Genomic DNA, 16,539 nt, shown 5'->3' on the forward strand with positions numbered 1-16,539 from the left:
ATTAGCCATCTTCTACTCTATTTGCCTGTAAGACCAATTCGTGAACAGGACCAAAGAGCCAAAACGGGATGGTCACGTGGGCCAATCCGAACGAGACGCCCTTGAGCCCACCACGTGGACGATAGATCTCGTGTCGCGCGAGCTACGCGCCAACGGCGTCGCGGTTCCAATCCGTAGCCGCGCTCTCCTGATCATCGAGACGTTGGTGAAATCAGATGGTGAAATCGTGACCAAGGACGCGCTCATGAGGAGCGCGTGGCCGCGCGCCATCACCCTCGAGGATGGCACCATACGGGTTCATATCTCGGCCATCCGCAAGGCTCTAGGCCCGGAACGGAGGCTGCTGCAAACGGTTCCCGGTCGTGGTTACCGCTTACTGGGTAATTGGAAAATCCAGCAGGATCGTAATCCGGCCAAGCCGAGTCCAGTAGAGCGGGCCACGGCGGCGGGAACTTCATTTTCAACGAACGTTCCGGTAGCGGCTAGCGCGCTGGTAGGCCGGGCGACGGCGGTGCAGCATCTGCGCGACCTTGTCTTTGCCTGTCGTGCCGTGACACTCGCGGGCCCTGGCGGGATCGGCAAGACGGTATTGGCATCCGAAGTGGCCCGAAGACTCTTTCCGGAGATGGAGAGTGACGTTTTTCTCGTAGAGCTGGTTTCGCTGTCGGATCCGCAATTGGTGCCATCCACGGTTGCGGGAGTGCTTGGCCTACGATTGGGCGGCAACGAGATTTCGTCGGCTTCGGTGGCTCGGGCCATCGGCAGCAGAAAGGTGTTGCTCGTTCTCGACAATTGCGAGCATGTGATCGACTCCGCCGCGGAGTTCGCCGAAACTGTCTTGCGCCTGTGTCCGCACACAACAGTGCTCGCCACAAGCCGGGAAGTACTGCGGATTGAGGGCGAGTATGTTTACCACGTCGCCCCGCTGGAGGTGCCATCGCCCGAGCAAGTCACGTCGAGCGACGTCCTCGGGCGCAGCGCCGTGCAGCTATTCATCACAAGAATGGGGTCACTCGACGCCGACTTCCTGAGGCGCGGTGAGAATCTTCCGGCGATCGCGGCAATCGTTCGGCGATTGGATGGCATTCCGCTCGCCATCGAGCTTGCTGCTGCGCGTGCGGCAACGTTTGGTGTTCAGGAGGTCGCGGAACATCTTGACGATCGCTTCGCCTTACTTACTGGCGGTCGGCGTACGGCCCTGCCGCGTCACCAGACGCTGCGCGCCACGCTTGATTGGAGTTTCAATTTATTACCCAGGTTGGAGCAGCAGTTGCTTTGCTCTATGGCCGTGTTCGCGGGCGGTTTCACCCTCGATGCGATGCGTGCAGTAATTGCCGAAGAGGATCGCGCTTCGTCGGTTATCATGAATGCGGTGGCCAATCTCGTCGACAAGTCGCTCGTTGCGCCTGACGATTCAAAAAGGGCTCGGCGCTGGCGGTTACTTGAGACAACGCGCGTATATGCACTCGAAAAGTTGCACGAAAGCGGCGAAGCCAGGCGAACCGCGCGGCGGCATGCAGAATTCTATCGCAATCTATTTGCTCATTTCGCAAGCGACGGGCAGTTCCAGGCTCCTATTGGAGACCTGCGTCGTTATCGTGAGGAAATCGACAATCTTCGTGCTGCGCTGAACTGGGCGTTCTCCCCGGCTGGGGATGCCGCCTTGGGCGTCGAGCTCGCTGCTGCGGCAGCCGATTTCTGGAGCGCGATGTCTCTGCTTACCGAGTCTTGCGAATGGGCGGAGAAAGCAACTGCCCAGATCGGGAATGCACTCGGTACACGCTCTGAGATGATCCTGCAGTGCAGTCTCGGGGTGGCACTCACCTATACACAGGGCATGACCGCACCAGCTCGCAAGGCGCTCGAGCGAGCGCTGGCACTCGCTGAGGAGCTTGGGGATTTCGACTACCGGCAGCGAGCGACACATGGTGTCTGGCTATTCCTGGGGCGCTCGGCGGTCTCCAAGGAGGCGCTTGTTTTCGCTCGCCGATACGAAGGCGTCGCGCGTACCCAAGACTTGCAAGCGCAGGCAGTCGCCGATTGGATCGTCGGAGTACCGCTGACCTACATGGCCGCGCACGCCGAGGCCGCCCAGCGGCTGCAACGAGCGATCGAGTATTACCCCACCGATCGGCGAAGGCTCGACTTGGTCCGGTTCGGCAGCGATCTGCGGGCCTCGGCGTCCGCTCATCTCACCGTTAATTTGCTTTCGCTCGGACGCCTGGATGACGCATCGCGGACAGCATTGTTTTCCGTCGAAGAGGCGCGCGGTACCTTTCATCCGAGCGTGCTGTGCATTTCTCTTGCATGGGCGGCTGGTTTTGTCTTTGTGAGCCTGGATGAGTGGGACCGCGCTGATCAGTTCGGCGACGAGCTGATCGATTGCGCCTATAAGCATTCGCTGCGCCCGTTTTACGCAGCCGGGCTTTGTGTGCGCGGTAGTCTTGCGGCCAAGCGCGGCAATCCGGGCGCCGGAATAGATTTGCTACGTACCGGACTCGCCGAAATGAAAAAGGCGAGCTACCTGCTTTTCTACGCCTTCTTTATGGCGGAGCTGGCCGCGGCGCTTGGCGCGATCGGCCGCGTCGGCGATGGTCTTTCCGAGCTCGACGAGGCGATGCATCTCGCGGCGGCGATTGAGTATCGATGGTTCGTGCCCGAGATGCTGAGAGTGAAGGGTGATCTACTTGCGCTAGGTGGTTCTGACGACATGGCGCGGATCGAAGATCTGTATCGCCAGTCGATCAGCCAGGCGCGTGAACAGCAGGCGCTCTATTGGGAGCTTTGCTCGGCGATAAGCCTCGCAGAGCTTATGCAGTGTCAGAACAGGCGCGCGGAATCACGATCGGTGCTGACTTCGATATGTGATCAATTTACCGAAGGCTTCTCGGCGTCGCGAGTTAGACGGGCGAAGGCGCTATTAGACCAAATGGATTAATGGGTTACCCACACAGCGTGGCTCGATGGGCCGCCGTGGGGCGAGCGGTACCACGACGTCTTTCGCTAAGACCGCGGGAATGCCTCAGCTGCCAAACCGGAATAACTCCGTCCCCCATCATGAAAAGCCAGGCGTGCTTCGCCAGAAGGCGCGGGCGGATGGCTCGCAATGCTGCGAACAGGAACCGCGCCGTCTGGCGTTAGCGCCCGTTGCCAATCGTTGAACCGGAAGTGGGTGAATGCGTCCTAAGCCAAGGTTTAACTCACCGGAGCCATAGGGGGATCGCAAAAGACCCGCGTGCAATAGATCGTTTCGATTGGAAATAGCAGGATGTTTCGTAATGGGAGATTGGATCTCCGCCAGTATATATCTCCGCATCCCTTCCCTGCGGCGATATGAGACCCGGGAGCGGCTGCCCCCAAGCCGCTACTGCGCCGTTCCCCCGACGGCGTCGGGTCGCTATGGCCGGTGACATTAGTCACCGGCCTTTTTCCAGCCAGGTCTTATCCCTGGTGCGGCTTCGCCCAGGCTTCGTCGAAGACATCAGAACCGAGTGAACAGCCAACAGGCGAACCTCAGTGAACCTTGCCCAGCACGAACGCAAAGGGAACGACAAACAATTCATCTCCAAGGTCATCAATTACGTGCAGGACCCAGCTGCGCCAGTCCTCCGCGCTACGTGCCGAAATTAGTGACCGCACGACGCATGCCGCATGGTCTCATGCTTCAGCCAGGTCGTCGATAGCCGCGCCGTATCGATCGACCAAAACCTCTCGTGAGTTGGAGCAGTGAAAATAAATCTGAGTCATGCCTCGAGTTCCAAATGTCCTAAGGATTGAAACCTTGGCGAGCTCTCATGTCTGTCCTTGAGTTGGTGGACACCACTAACGAGCGATGACGCTGCGAACACCTGTAACCAGACCCAGCGGGTTACGGGAGCCAGAAAGATCGTCTGCCTGTCCTAACAAATTTCAATTGCGATTTGGTGCCTGGAGTCCTGCTTCAAGTGCCGCACCTCCTCGCCAACAGGTCGTTGAATGCTTCGACCTCTGAGTCGAGCACGGCAAGCTTTCGATCGTGGTCGGCATCAGCGGGACATTTCGCGGCAGACTGACGTAACGTCACGGACTCGTAAAACGAAGCGGCGTATGCGCGGCATTTCGCGTCATTGTCGGGAGCTTTGAAGGATTGGCTTCGCACGGTCGCCCAGCGCGAGCGAGAGGCGGCGATTTCGTCAGGTGAGGTGCACTGCGACGCTACCGCCGAAAGCGCAGAGACGTTGATCAGGGCCGAGACTGTCAGTGCAGTCACTCGCTTCATCATTGCAGCTCCGCTTGTTGCTGATAGATGCTGCGAGCTTCTTATCGCTTGGCAGGGCAGTTCTCTCGAATGGACTTATCGGGAGTTGAACGAACCTGCGGCAAAACCTTCAGAGAACCTCTCAACAGGCGGCCGCCGGCTCAGGCCAATGATGCCGCTGAGTGGTCGCCGATCGTAAGACGTAAAAAAGCGTCGAGGAAGTTGCCAACCTTCAGAGGCGAGTACCCTAAACCTTCGTTTAGTTCCATCCATCCCATTGGATATCCAATTTTACTTGCGTCCAATGGGCTGCTGGTCGCGATTGGCTTAATCTTTAAGCGTTGAAAAGAGCAGAGGGTCATCCGGTACGAGGCGAAGATTTAAACCCGAGAGGAGATAACCATGCCGAACAGCTCCGAAGGTTTTGGAAACCGCAGAGCAACGCAATGCACGGTCTGTGACGGCAGGTTTGGTCTAGTCCACTACTACTCGTGGCGAACTCCGTTTTGTTCCAAGAAGTGCGTCGAGCGCTTCAGAGCGCGCCGGGAAAGTGAATGCAATTGGGTGGGTTGGCACCAACTCGCCATTGACCCACTGCCAGAGAACCACGCGAGGGCATTATGACTTTACAGATCTCACGACGAGGCAGGGAATATCTGGAAACTGCACAGACTTTGCTCCGCGCAGCCCAAACCATGGCCGACCGAGCTGTCGCGCATCAGCTGAAGAACCTTGCTGACGACTACCAGCGGCGGGCCGAGAAAGCTTCTTACGATGATACGGCCAAAGCGTTGGCTCGCTCGGCTGCCAGGGCGGAATACGATTGGCCATGATCGGTCGAGGGTTCAAAACCCGTCTTGCGGAAATGCTCCAGTCACGAACTTTTTATAGCTTCGTTACCGCCTGCATAGCTTCAAAGTTGGAGCTGATATCATAGGTCGATGATGGCATGATTATCGTCATTCAATAGGGAAGCGCGCTATCTAGCTGCTGTTTGGAGCCAAACATGGGTGAAATTGTTCGATTTGTCTCGAAGTCTGAGCGCGAGCGAGCCCGCCTAATTCGAGAGGCTCGCGCGATATACGACGGTATCTTCCCGCCGGATGGGCGGAACCGCGTCCAGCCGGACAGGGTGCCGGCAGGGCATTCTGCCAAGGAAGCCAACGCCTATCCCGGCGGCGGGGAGCTTCTACCATGATCAAGATCATCGCTGTGCTCTGCAGTCTCTCGACCCCCGCTGATTGCCGCGAGCAGATCGTCACCACCTCGGACTTTGCCGATGTCTCTGTGCAGTCCTGCCTGATGGGCGCGCCGCAACTCGCCGAGTGGATGAAAGAGCATCCGGCCGAGCGTTTGGCAGCGTGGCGCTGCGTGATCGGCAAACGGGATGCCAGGGCAGCGGTCAATCGGGCCGTCGGCGAAAGGTTCACTGGTGAACCGGGATAAAGACCGCCTCCAGCTCAGCGTCGACCCCCGCAGCGAATAGTTGGCGAGGTCGGTTTGTTGAGCTGGTCGGGTCGGAGGGTGAAAGCAGAGTTGGAACTCAAGACAGCCCCAAAGGAGACTGAAATGCGAAAGAGAGGTTTGAGCGTTCTGGGTTTGCTGGTCGTTTCCGCTTTAACAGCCCAAGTGGCAGCTGCAGCCCCGCACAGTGGCGGAAAGGCAGCGCGAGCTTCTGCACATCTAAATCAGCAGTATCGCGATGTCTTTGATGCCGCGTCCAAGCCAGTCGGCACCAAATCATGTGACATACTCTGGTGCTACCCGGATTGACCTCGCGCGCTCGACCGAGCCGGATCGGTCGAGCGCGGATAAGCGCCGCCGGTTTGATGCGAGGACCACCTTGCAGGCCGTCGCTCGCAAGAGGGCAGCACGAAAATGAAAAGAGTGGACGATGTTCCATATGGGCTGAAGATCAATACAGCAAGCGGTCAACGCCGTGCCATGTCTCTCGCTGCCTTCGGAGTGGTAGTCTGCCTGACCGCAGCCCTGCATTTCGCGTTCTGGGCGATTAAAAATCCTCACACCACCGCGCCTTCGGTGGAACAGCGATTGCCGAGCGTTTCATACAACCGGTTTGCCTCAGGCAATTCAGAGATATCGCAGACACGGATCCGCGCCGATCTCACCGCAATTGCGGCGCAGGCCAGGGCGGTTCGTACCTATTCTTCGACCCAAGGTCTTGAACTCGTCCCGCCGATTGCTGCCGAGTTGGGGCTCACGGTCTCGCTCGGCATATGGATCGACAAGGACGATGCTCGAAACGAGCGCGAGATTTCAACCGCCCTCGAGCTTGCCCGCCGCTATCCAAATGTGACTCGGCTGATCGTCGGCAACGAGACGCTGTTCCGCCGCGAGCAAACCGCGGCCAGTCTTATCAAGATCATCCAGCGCGTAAGGCGCGAAAGCTTGGTACCGGTAGCGACCGCAGATCACTGGAAATGCTTCCTCGACCATCCGGAACTGGTCGATGCCGTCGACCAGGTATTCGCCCATATCCTTCCCTATTGGGGAGGCATACCCAATGAACTCGCTGTCGACGAATCGTTCGATCTCTATGACAGATTGCTCACCGCTTACCCGAACAAGAAGATCGTCATCGGTGAATTCGGCTGGCCGAGCGAGGGCCACAATTTTGAACGGGCGGTCGCCGATCCGATCAGCCAGGCCGTGATTTTGCGGAACTTCGTGGCGCGCGCCGACGCGAAGGCTATCGACTACAACATCGTCGAAGCGATCGACCAGCCCGAGAAGTTGTTTGAAGGCAATGTCGGTCCGTACTGGGGCATTTTCGACGCCTCGCTGCGGCCGAAATTTCCCTGGGCAGGGCCGATCAATGACGCCAACTACTGGAAGACAGCGCTGGTGGCGGTGATGACCGGCCTGCTGCTGTCGCTTACCGTTCTGGCACTGCCCGGCGCGACCATCCGCCAGGCAGCACTGCTCTCCGGCATAGACCATCTATGCGGGCACTGGTGTGCGGACCTGTTCGTGTACTGGCATTCGCACTACCTGCTGGTGGGCGAAACGGTTTCGTTCGCCATCGCGCTTCCCCTTCTGGCCTTGCTTGCGCCGGTCGTGCGTTCGCGGGTCAATGAAATGGCGAAAGTGTCGTTCGGCCGTGGGCCGACGCGGCTGTTGAAGGTGACCCCGCCGGTGCCGCGTGGGCACGTGCCGAAGGTTTCGATCCATATTCCGGCTTACCGGGAGCCGCCGGAAATGCTGCTGCAGACCATCGATTCAGCAGCGCGGCTCGATTACCCGAATTTCGAGTGCGTGGTTGTCATCAACAACACCCCCGATCCCGCTTTCTGGGAACCGATCAAGGCGAGGTGCGATGAGCTTGGCCCGCGCTTCAAGTTCATCCGCGTCGAAAACCTCGTGGGATTCAAGGCTGCCGCGCTCCGGCTTGCCCTGGCCGAGACAGCCGAGGATGCCGAAATCATCGGTGTCATCGACGCCGACTATGTGGTCGATCGCAATTGGCTCAGAGATCTGACCCCTGCATTTGTCGATCCGAAAGTCGGGCTCGTTCAGGCGCCGCAGGATCATCGCGACGGCAACCGCAGCTTTATTCACAGCGCCATGAACGCCGAATATGCCGGCTTTTTCGATGTCGGCATGGTCGAGCGCAACGAGGCCAACGCCATCATCATCCACGGCACGATGTGCCTGATCCGTCGTACAGCTCTCGAGGCTGCCGGCGGCTGGTCGAGCGACACGATCTGTGAGGACAGCGACCTCGGCCTGTCGATCATGGAACTGGGATGGCGCGCCCATTACACCACCCGCCGCTATGGCTGGGGACTGCTGCCGCAGGACTATCTGGCCTTCAGAACCCAGCGGTCGCGCTGGGCGGCAGGGGCGGTGCAGATCGTCAAGAAGCACTGGCGGCAATTCCTGCCAGGCACGAACCGGCTCGATCGCAACCAGAAACGCGAATTCATCTTCGGCTGGCTGTCATGGTTCGGAGCCGAAATCATCGCGGTCGCCGCCGCGATCCTCAATCTGATCTGGGTGCCCTTTGTCGCCTTTCAGGTCGTCGCGATTCCGGATGCGCTGCTGACGCTGCCGATACTGGCCGCATTTCTCGTATCGGTTGGACACTTTGCCTGCTCGTACAGCTTGCGGGTCGCCATTCCATATCGGCAAATGCTCGGCGCCATGATCATGTTCATGTCGGTTCAGTGGACAGTCGCGAGGGCGGCTCTCGAGGCCGCGCTTCCGGCGGGACAAAGCGATTTTCATCGCACCAGGAAGGGCAACGGCGCCATCGTTCGCGCGACCTTCGCAGCGATGCCCGAAGCACTCCTCGGCTCGCTTCTGCTCGCCGGCAGCGCCATCATCTATGCGACCAATTTCTATCGCTATCTCGAGACCGACCTGTTCGCCGCGGTCCTGCTCATTCAAAGCCTGCCATTTCTGTCGACCGTGGCACTGGTCTGGCTCGAGCGTTTCAGCGGTCGGGAACTACCAAAGGCTCCTGCGCCAGCGGCTCTTTCAACCTAGATTACGGTAGTTGCGCCCGAGGCCAAGCGCCCTATGGACCTTAGAGCGAACGCGACTACGGAGAAGTCATCAAGAGTCTTCTGCAGATCATGGAATCGCAACGCGAGGATAATTTAGACATCGTTGCCGGTTTGGCGACCGGCCGGTTAAGATTAAGTCGGCCGGTCATATGGCGATAGAGAACGTCCTCAAAGTCGCGGCAGAAGCTCTCGCCGTGTTCATTGGCGCCGAACACTTATGGAGGACCCGATGAAGGTTGCTATTCTCGACGATTACCAGAACGTCGCGCTGCAGCTCGCCGACTGGTCTGGCGTACGGAACCATGCTGAAATCACTACCTTCAATGACCATGTTGCTGACCCCTCGGCAGTAGTGGAGCGGTTGCGGCCGTTCGATGTGGTGTGCGTGATGCGGGAACGCACGCCGCTTACGAGGGAGGTCCTGCAGCAGTTGCCGAACCTGAGGTTGATTGCTTCGACAGGACCGCGAAACGCGTCCATCGATACTCGGGCCGCGACAGACCTTGGCATTGTTGTCACCGCGACAGGCTACGATGCCACTCCGACGATCGAATTCGCTTGGTCGCTGATCCTGGCGAGCATGCGAGGCATCGACCGGGAGACCGCCTCGTTGAAAGCAGGCGGCTGGCAGACCGGGCTAGGTGCAAATCTGCGGGGCAAGACCCTTGGGGTTCTCGGGTTAGGCAACATCGGAAAAGAGGTCGCTCGCATCGGTTTGGCCTTTGGCATGAGGGTGATCGCATGGAGCCAGAACCTTACTGAGGAAAAGGCAAGTGCTGCCGGTGCCATTCTCGTCGACAAGCAAACACTGTTTCGCGAGGCGGACGTTGTTACGGTCCACCTCGTGCTGAGCGGCCGCACAAAAGGCCTGGTCGGGACGCCGGAGTTTGCCCTGATGAAGCCGACTGCGAGGTTCGTCAACACGTCGCGGGGCCCGATCGTCGATGAGGCGGCCCTGATCCAGGTGCTGCATGCGCGTAAGATCGCCGGCGCAGCGGTCGATGTGTTCGATACTGAACCGTTGCCTGCCGATCACCCTTTTCGGAAGCTGAAGAGCATACTCGCGACGCCTCACATCGGCTATGTCACCGAGGACCTTTACCGGATTTTCTACGGCGATGCCGCCGCGAACATCACAAAGTGGCTTGAGGTCAACGCGACATCCTCGTAGCCGACTGCGATGAATACACCTCCGAGCCGAACAGCAAGAGCCGTTTCGTGCCCCCATTTCGAAAGCATAGCGGACGGAAGACCAAACCACGTTCGATGCGGCGCTTGCATCATACCGCAGCGGCGTCGGTTGGATCACGGACCTCAACGTCTTGACCACGCAGTTGCTACGGGCCAAGAAAGCATTGACCTGCATCTATAGCACCGCGTTTGCGGACGGCGGGCCTGCTGGACGTTGTCGACCGGCTGAGCCGGCCATAGAAATAACATCTGACAGGAAAGGAAACCTCGCATGGCATACGATTATGTCCTCGCAGGCGGCGGCTCCGCCGGCGCGACGCTCGCGGCTCGCCTTTCGGAAGATCACAAGACCACCGTCTGCCTGATCGAGGCCGGCGGTGAGGGCAGGAGTGTTGTCGTCAGGGCGCCGATCGGCGTGGCGGCAATGCTGCCGGGCAAGCCCAAAATCAACAATTGGGCCTTCGAGACGGTCCCGCAGCCTGGGCTCAACGGACGCCGAGGCTATCAGCCGCGCGGCAAGGCGCTCGGCGGATCGAGCGCGATCAACGGCATGATCTATATCCGCGGCCATCACACCGACTATGACGACTGGGCGGCGCTTGGATGCGAGGGCTGGTCGTGGCAGGAGGTCCTGCCTTATTTCAAGCGTGCGGAAGGTAACGAGCGCGGCGCCGATGATTTTCACGGCGGTGACGGCCCGCTGCGCGTCGCCAACCAGCGCAGCCCCCGGCCGATTGCGTCAGCTTTTGTCGAAGCTTGCGCCGAAAACCAGATCCGTCGCAACAACGATTTCAATGGACCGGAACAGGAGGGGGCTGGTCTTTATCAGGTCACCCAGTTCTGGGGCGGCGACAGGAACGGCGAACGCTGCTCGACGGCAGCCGCCTATCTGCATCCCGTGATGAACCGGCCGAACCTCATAGTCATTACGAACGCGCAGGTGACCGGGATCGTGTTCGACGGCAAGCGCGCGACCGGCTTGCGCTACCGCCGCGACCGGCGCGAAGAGGCCGCCGAGGCCTCGCGTGAGGTGATCCTTTGCGGCGGGACATTCGGCTCGCCGCAGCTTCTGCTGCTCTCCGGTGTCGGTCCGGCGGATGAAATCAGGCGACACGGAATCAGCGTCGTGCACGAGCTCAAGGGGGTCGGCAAGAACCTGCAAGATCATCTCGATTGCATCACATGCTACTCATCGAAAGAGACCGACCTGTTCGGTATCACTCCGAGTGGCGTGGTCAAGTTGGTTCGCAGCATGTTTCAATGGCGCAAGGATGGAACCGGCCTTTTCTCGTCGCCCGGATCGGAAGGCGGAGCCTTCCTGAGATCAGATCCCGAACTCGATCGCCCCGATCTTCAGTTGCATTTCATCATCGCCATACTCGATGACCATATGCGCAAGTCGCATTTTGGCTATGGCTTCTCCTGCCGCGTTTGCCAACTGAGGCCCTTTTCGCGCGGTGAGGTCGGTTTGACCAGCAAGGATCCCCTGGCGCCGCCGCGCATTGATCCGCGCTTTCTGTCCGACCCGCGCGACGCTGAGATCATGCTCAAGGGCGTCAAGCTCGTGCAGCAGATCCTGCAGGCGCCGGCATTAACGAAATACCGCGATAAGAATCTCTTCGCCGCCGGGATCACCTCTGACGAGGCGCTGATAAACCACATCCGCAACAAGGCCGATACGATCTATCACCCTGTGGGCACATGCAAAATGGGTCTGGATGACACGGCCGTAGTGGACCCCAGGCTGCGCGTGCGCGGATTGCAAGGACTTCGGATCGTCGATGCCTCGGTCATGCCGACGCTGGTCGGCGGCAACACCAATGCGCCGACCATCATGATTGCCGAGAAGGCCGCGGACTTGATCAAGGCGGCGTAGCCGCGCCTCGATTTTCGCGAGGAACTGCCGTCCGCCTTGGGCGGGCCGCGCGCGGTTGTACGTATCCGCGCGATGCGGGCTTTTTGCATCGTACCTCGGGTGCAGGGCCAAATACTGCAAAAGTTCAATCGCTTACGGCACCGAACACCGCCGGCCAGAGTTGGCTTGACCGTTCGAAGCGCGGTAGCTTACATCAGTCGACTGGCGCTGGCGGCAACGAATTCAAAGAAGAATTGCCTTGCGAACTGCTATTCCAACGAGCGGGCCGCGCACCCAGGAGGTCATCTCCTTTGGGCCATTTCGGTTGTTTCCCTCAGAGCGCGTTCTCAAGAAAGCCGATGAGACGGTCAAGCTTGGCAGCCGTGCGTTCGATATCCTGCTCGTTCTGGTTCAGCATGCGGGTGAAGTGGTCGGCCAGAGGGAGCTAATCGCCAAGGTTTGGCCCGGGCTTTTCGTCGAAGAGGTCACCCTTCGGGTTCATGTCACGGCTTTGCGCAAGGCCCTCGACACCGGCGAAGCCGGCGAGCGCTATCTCACGAATGTGCCGGGCCGCGGTTATTGCTTCGTCGCAACGACGTCACGGGACGCCGTGGGTTTGCCGACTGCCGATGATTTTCCTGAAGCTCACTACCCTTTGCCACCGCTGCTCGTGCAAATGGTTGGGCGCGACGAGATCGTTGGCAGAATCTGTCACAAGCTGACGATCGAGCGATTCGTGACCATCGTCGGACCAGGCGGGTTGGGCAAGACGACGGTAGCACTCTCCGTCGCGCATACATTGCTGCCGGAATTTTTTGGCGCCGTCTGCTTTGTGGAACTGAGCCCGGTTAGCGATCCGCGCCTGTTGGCACCGGCCGTCGTCTCCGCGTTCGGCCTTCCGGTTCAGTCCGGCGACCCGATTCCGGGATTGATCGGCCATTTGCGCGGGAAACCCGTTCTGCTGATTCTAGACGGCTCCGAACATCTAATTTCGGAGGCCGCGGCTCTGGCGGAGAGGCTTTTTGCCGAACTGCCGCAGCTACATCTGCTGGTGACCAGCCGGGAAATCCTGCGCGTCGGCGGCGAAAACGTCTACCGGCTTTCTCCCCTCGAAATTCCGCCTGATGGCTCCAGCCTGACGCCCGCCGAGTTGCTCGGCTTCCCGGCCGTAAAGCTCTTCTTGCAACGCGCGACGACGAGCGGCGGGCAGATCAATCTTGCTGATCAGGACGTCAGGATCGCCAGCAACATCTGTTGCAAGCTCGGCGGCAACGCGCTCGCCATCGAGTTGGCGGCGGGGCGTGTCGAAGCTTATGGCCTGCAAGAGATTGCAAGGCTGCTTGACAGCGAATTTGCCTTGCGCTGGCCTGGACGCCGGACTGCTCCGCCTCGTCATCAGACACTGCGCGCGACGCTCGACTGGAGCTACAACCTGTTGTCGGAGGTCGAGCGCACGGTTCTACGGCGTCTATCCGTATTCGTCACAGGCTTCACGCTCGAAGCCGCGCAGCAGGTCGCCGGAGGTCCGGGGGTCGGCGCGGAAGAGGTGTTCGACGCGGTCGGCGGACTCCTGATGAAATCGCTTGCCTCAGCCGACACCACGGGATCGATCGCGCGCTATCGGCTGCTTGACACGACGCGCACCTATGCCGCGCTGAAATTGGTCGATGCCGGAGAGCGCGACCAATCCCGCCGCGCGCACGCGGGATATTATTGCGGATTGTTGCAGACGACGGGGAATGTGGCGGATTTGCCGACACATGAGCAGCGCGCTTTGGTCACACATCTCGACGACATCCGCGCCGCGCTGCATTGGGCGTTCGGACCCGACGGCGATCCAGCCATCGGCGTCGACCTGACGAGCTATGCGAGCCCGATCTGGCTGAGCAAAGCTTTGTTTGCCGAATGCCGTGAATGGACGATCAGGGCCGCCGCGCTTGCGCCAGACCGCGAGGATAGCAAAGCGACAGAGCAGCATACCGTGATCCGCCTGGCGCTTGCGAGCTCCCAGTTGTTCACGACTAGCTTCTCGGTGGAGGCGATGGTCGCTTGGACCAGGACGCTGCAAAAAACCGTTCGCGAAACGCAGGGGCAATTGATACTGCGCTACGTATCGTCCTGGGGAGGGAGTATCCGTACCCGTTATGATGAGGCACTCGAACTTGCTCAACGTTGTGCCGAAGATGCGAGGAAGCTGTCTGATCCCGGTCCGACCGCTCTGGCGGAATGGATGCTGGGCCACTCTCTGCATCATCTCGGCAGGCTTGCCGAGGCGCGGACGCATCTCCAGCGCTCGCTGGATGTCGACACGGAGAAGGCGCGGCTCGCGCAGGTCAATGCGATCGGCTACGACCGCCGCGTTGACACGCTCGGCAATCTCGCAAGTACGCTGTGGATGCAGGGATTTCCCGAGCAGGCCGAGTTGTTGGGATTGCGCGTGCTTGAGGCGGCAAGGCCACTCCAATTCGCAATGCCGCTCAGCGTGGCGATGACATGGGCCAGCTTCCACAGGTACTTGTCCGATACCGACATCGATGCCGTCGAGCATGATATTGTCGAACTGATCGAGCACGCCAGAACCCATTCGATAAAACCCCAGGTAGGGGTTGGTAATTGCTTTCTGGCCCTGTGTCAGACGAGGCGAAATCAGTTCGATACGGCGATTCCGCTCGCGACCGAGGGGCTGCGGCTGTTGGCGGAAATGCGATATGAAGTGTTCGTTCCGCTCATTCTGGCTCACCTCAGTGAGTCCGCGATCGCGGCGGATCGCCACGCTGACGCTGCGTCCCTGATGGAGCAGCTCGCCAGCAGGGATCTCAACCCGGAACATTGGTGTACGGCCGAGGTCCTGCGGGTGAAGGGATTGCTGGCGCTATCGGCCGGTCACAACCGCGACGCGGCAGCCACTCTCTTTTTGCAATCGGCGGCGCTGGCGAACAAGCAAGGCGCGCTCGCGTGGGAGCTGCGGGCGGTGATGAATCTTGCCCGATTGAAGGCCAATCAGGGCCGTCAAAGGGAGGCCATAGAGCAGCTGGAAGGAGTTTACAGCAAGTTCACCGAAGGCTTTAAAACTGTTGATCTTCTTGCTGCGCGGAGCTTGCTCGGCGAGTTCGCCCGATGAAAAGGTCGGGCGAGCGTGGCGAGAGTAAGAGCCGCCAGGTTTTGTGCAAATATCGACGAGCTATGCGATTCTGGGTCGGGTGCCGGATGTCCGAGCCTGAGGAGCTTCGGTTTGCTGTTGCAGTACGCCTCCCATTGGCGCGACAATGGGAGCGCTGAAAATGAATAAAAATTACATAGAATCAACGGATTGGCTGTTTTCCGTGGCGCCCATGATGGATGGGACCGGGACATACCGAAAAGCGAAGCACCATCAGCACTTAAGCCGGGTCGCCGAGACCCATGTCGTACCAAATGTCGTACCGCCGCTAGTTCGTAGCATCGATGAGCAAGCGATTTCGCGCTCCTGCGTTAGTTTGGCGGTTGTACGACTTTGCGCGAAACGTCGATTGCAGCTGCATTGAAATCGAGCAAGACGGAAAGCTTGGCCGCGATCAGATTGAACGGCAGCGTGCTGAGGTCGGTCAGCTGGCGCCGAAGAGGTTGTCAAACTTTAAGCCGTTCGATATTGCCAAGCAGGCCGCGACGAAAGAAATCGAGAGATTGCGAAATGCGAGGATCTAACGTCGCAAGAGGCGCAAACAAAACAGAATCTGATGAGAGCCGTGGACGAACTACGAGGTTGAATTGTCGCGACTCAGCGTCTGTTGGTGGAAATGTGCAAAATGCGAGAGAGAATCATCTCCGCTCATCGCCATTACTGATGCAAGCTCTTCCGCTGTTCGGCGGAATACCTCGACAATATTCTTACGAGGAACAAAGCCGTCCGAACTGTCAGTTGAATTCCCGATGTCAACGCTAGAGCCTGGCAACACCCGAACCAGGACCATCAGTGGTCCACCGGACCTCGCCACCGGGCTGGCCGCAAGCGGTGCATATGAAATGCGGCTCAAGGTCAGAGAGCCAAACGTCACCCGGCCATCGATCAGTGTTGATCGCACGCCCGCGCAGTTCACTGAAGGTGATTTTTGAGGGCGGGTCATTAATCACCTCAATCGGGGAAGATTAGTGCTTCACGTAAGTCTTCTGAAAATTCCGATTACCTTTAGGAACCCATCGATCCGATAAAGATTTAGTGCCTTGGAGGTGTTCCTTTGAGATCGAGGAGCCCGATGATTACCAATAAACTCCATCTCAGTTCACCCGATGATGTCGGGAGCGGTATGCCCCATCCGCCGCGTTTCCAGTCGGGCATTCGCCGACGTGAGCTAATGCTGACCACAGCTACGACATTGTTATTCTCTACGAACTCCGTCTTAGCAGGCGTTGTCCAAGGCAGCTTGCCCTGGGAGCAAGATGCGGGCGCTCCACCTGTCGAAGTGAGACCCGGGCCCTGGACATATTTTACTGCGGAAGAGGGCGCCGCTGTCGAGGCGCTCGTCGACCGATTGATCCCACCGGACCCGCAGACGCCGGGAGGCAAGGATGCGGGCTGTGCGGTCTTCATCGACCGACAACTTGCGGGGCCGTATGGCACCGCCGAAGAACTATATATGCGCGGGCCCTTTGCTGAGGGAACGCCACAACAGGGCAATCAGTCTCCATTAACCCCGGCGCTACGGTATCGGGAGGCGCTGGCTGCGCTCGACAAGTATTGCCGCGCAACC

At 59.3% G+C, this 16,539-nt stretch carries 10 protein-coding genes and 2 pseudogenes; 10 read left to right on the forward strand and 2 right to left on the reverse strand.

Annotation, left to right across the window (positions count from 1 at the left end; all coding sequences use genetic code 11):
• Positions 1–76: 76 nt before the first annotated feature.
• The gene (locus tag VNX23_RS27015; RefSeq protein ID WP_325634624.1) at positions 77–2,938 is read left to right on the forward strand and encodes an ATP-binding protein; all 2,862 of its coding nucleotides are present in this window, start codon (positions 77–79) and stop codon (positions 2,936–2,938) included.
• A gap of 575 nt (positions 2,939–3,513) precedes the next feature.
• On the opposite strand, the pseudogene VNX23_RS27020 reads toward VNX23_RS27015, so the two are convergent.
• Positions 3,514–3,747: pseudogene (locus VNX23_RS27020) on the reverse strand (DUF6894 family protein).
• 1,496 nt (positions 3,748–5,243) lie between these two features.
• Here VNX23_RS27020 and VNX23_RS31150 point away from each other — a divergent pair.
• The 8 genes and pseudogenes from VNX23_RS31150 (at position 5,244) to VNX23_RS27050 (ending at position 15,496) form a co-directional block, all read left to right on the forward strand.
• Positions 5,244–5,435, forward strand: coding sequence for a hypothetical protein (locus VNX23_RS31150; protein ID WP_414643090.1), 192 nt, complete (start codon positions 5,244–5,246; stop codon positions 5,433–5,435).
• On the forward strand, positions 5,432–5,683 hold the full coding sequence (locus VNX23_RS27025; RefSeq protein WP_325634625.1) for a hypothetical protein: 252 nt from the start codon (positions 5,432–5,434) through the stop codon (positions 5,681–5,683). The genes VNX23_RS31150 and VNX23_RS27025 overlap by 4 nt, the downstream gene beginning before the upstream one ends.
• Before the next feature lie 498 nt (positions 5,684–6,181).
• On the forward strand, positions 6,182–8,746 hold the full coding sequence (locus tag VNX23_RS27030; RefSeq protein ID WP_325634626.1) for a glycosyltransferase: 2,565 nt from the start codon (positions 6,182–6,184) through the stop codon (positions 8,744–8,746).
• A gap of 44 nt (positions 8,747–8,790) precedes the next feature.
• Positions 8,791–8,883: pseudogene (locus tag VNX23_RS31155) on the forward strand (CbbX protein); the annotation flags it as partial.
• A 100-nt stretch (positions 8,884–8,983) separates the two neighbouring features.
• Positions 8,984–9,937 (forward strand): D-2-hydroxyacid dehydrogenase family protein, encoded by a 954-nt coding sequence (locus VNX23_RS27035; RefSeq protein ID WP_325634627.1) that lies wholly within the window; start codon positions 8,984–8,986, stop codon positions 9,935–9,937.
• 291 nt (positions 9,938–10,228) lie between these two features.
• Positions 10,229–11,833: a GMC family oxidoreductase gene (locus tag VNX23_RS27040; protein WP_325634628.1), complete on the forward strand. Its 1,605-nt coding sequence runs from the start codon at positions 10,229–10,231 to the stop codon at positions 11,831–11,833.
• A 238-nt stretch (positions 11,834–12,071) separates the two neighbouring features.
• Positions 12,072–14,933, forward strand: coding sequence for an ATP-binding protein (locus tag VNX23_RS27045; protein ID WP_325634629.1), 2,862 nt, complete (start codon positions 12,072–12,074; stop codon positions 14,931–14,933).
• A gap of 323 nt (positions 14,934–15,256) precedes the next feature.
• A complete protein-coding gene (locus tag VNX23_RS27050; protein ID WP_325634630.1) occupies positions 15,257–15,496 on the forward strand; it encodes a hypothetical protein in 240 nt (79 codons plus the stop codon).
• Between the two features lie 50 nt (positions 15,497–15,546).
• Here the strand turns inward: VNX23_RS27050 and VNX23_RS27055 are convergent, their stop codons facing one another.
• Positions 15,547–15,915, reverse strand: a complete 369-nt coding sequence (locus tag VNX23_RS27055) for a hypothetical protein (protein WP_325634631.1) — start codon at positions 15,913–15,915, stop codon at positions 15,547–15,549.
• Between the two features lie 129 nt (positions 15,916–16,044).
• On the opposite strand from VNX23_RS27055, the gene VNX23_RS27060 reads away from it, so the two are divergent.
• Positions 16,045–16,539, forward strand: a 495-nt coding sequence (locus tag VNX23_RS27060; RefSeq protein WP_325634632.1) for a gluconate 2-dehydrogenase subunit 3 family protein, incomplete at its 3' end; no start/stop codon positions are given.

This window comes from Bradyrhizobium sp. (assembly GCF_035570375.1).
GTDB lineage: Bacteria > Pseudomonadota > Alphaproteobacteria > Rhizobiales > Xanthobacteraceae > Bradyrhizobium.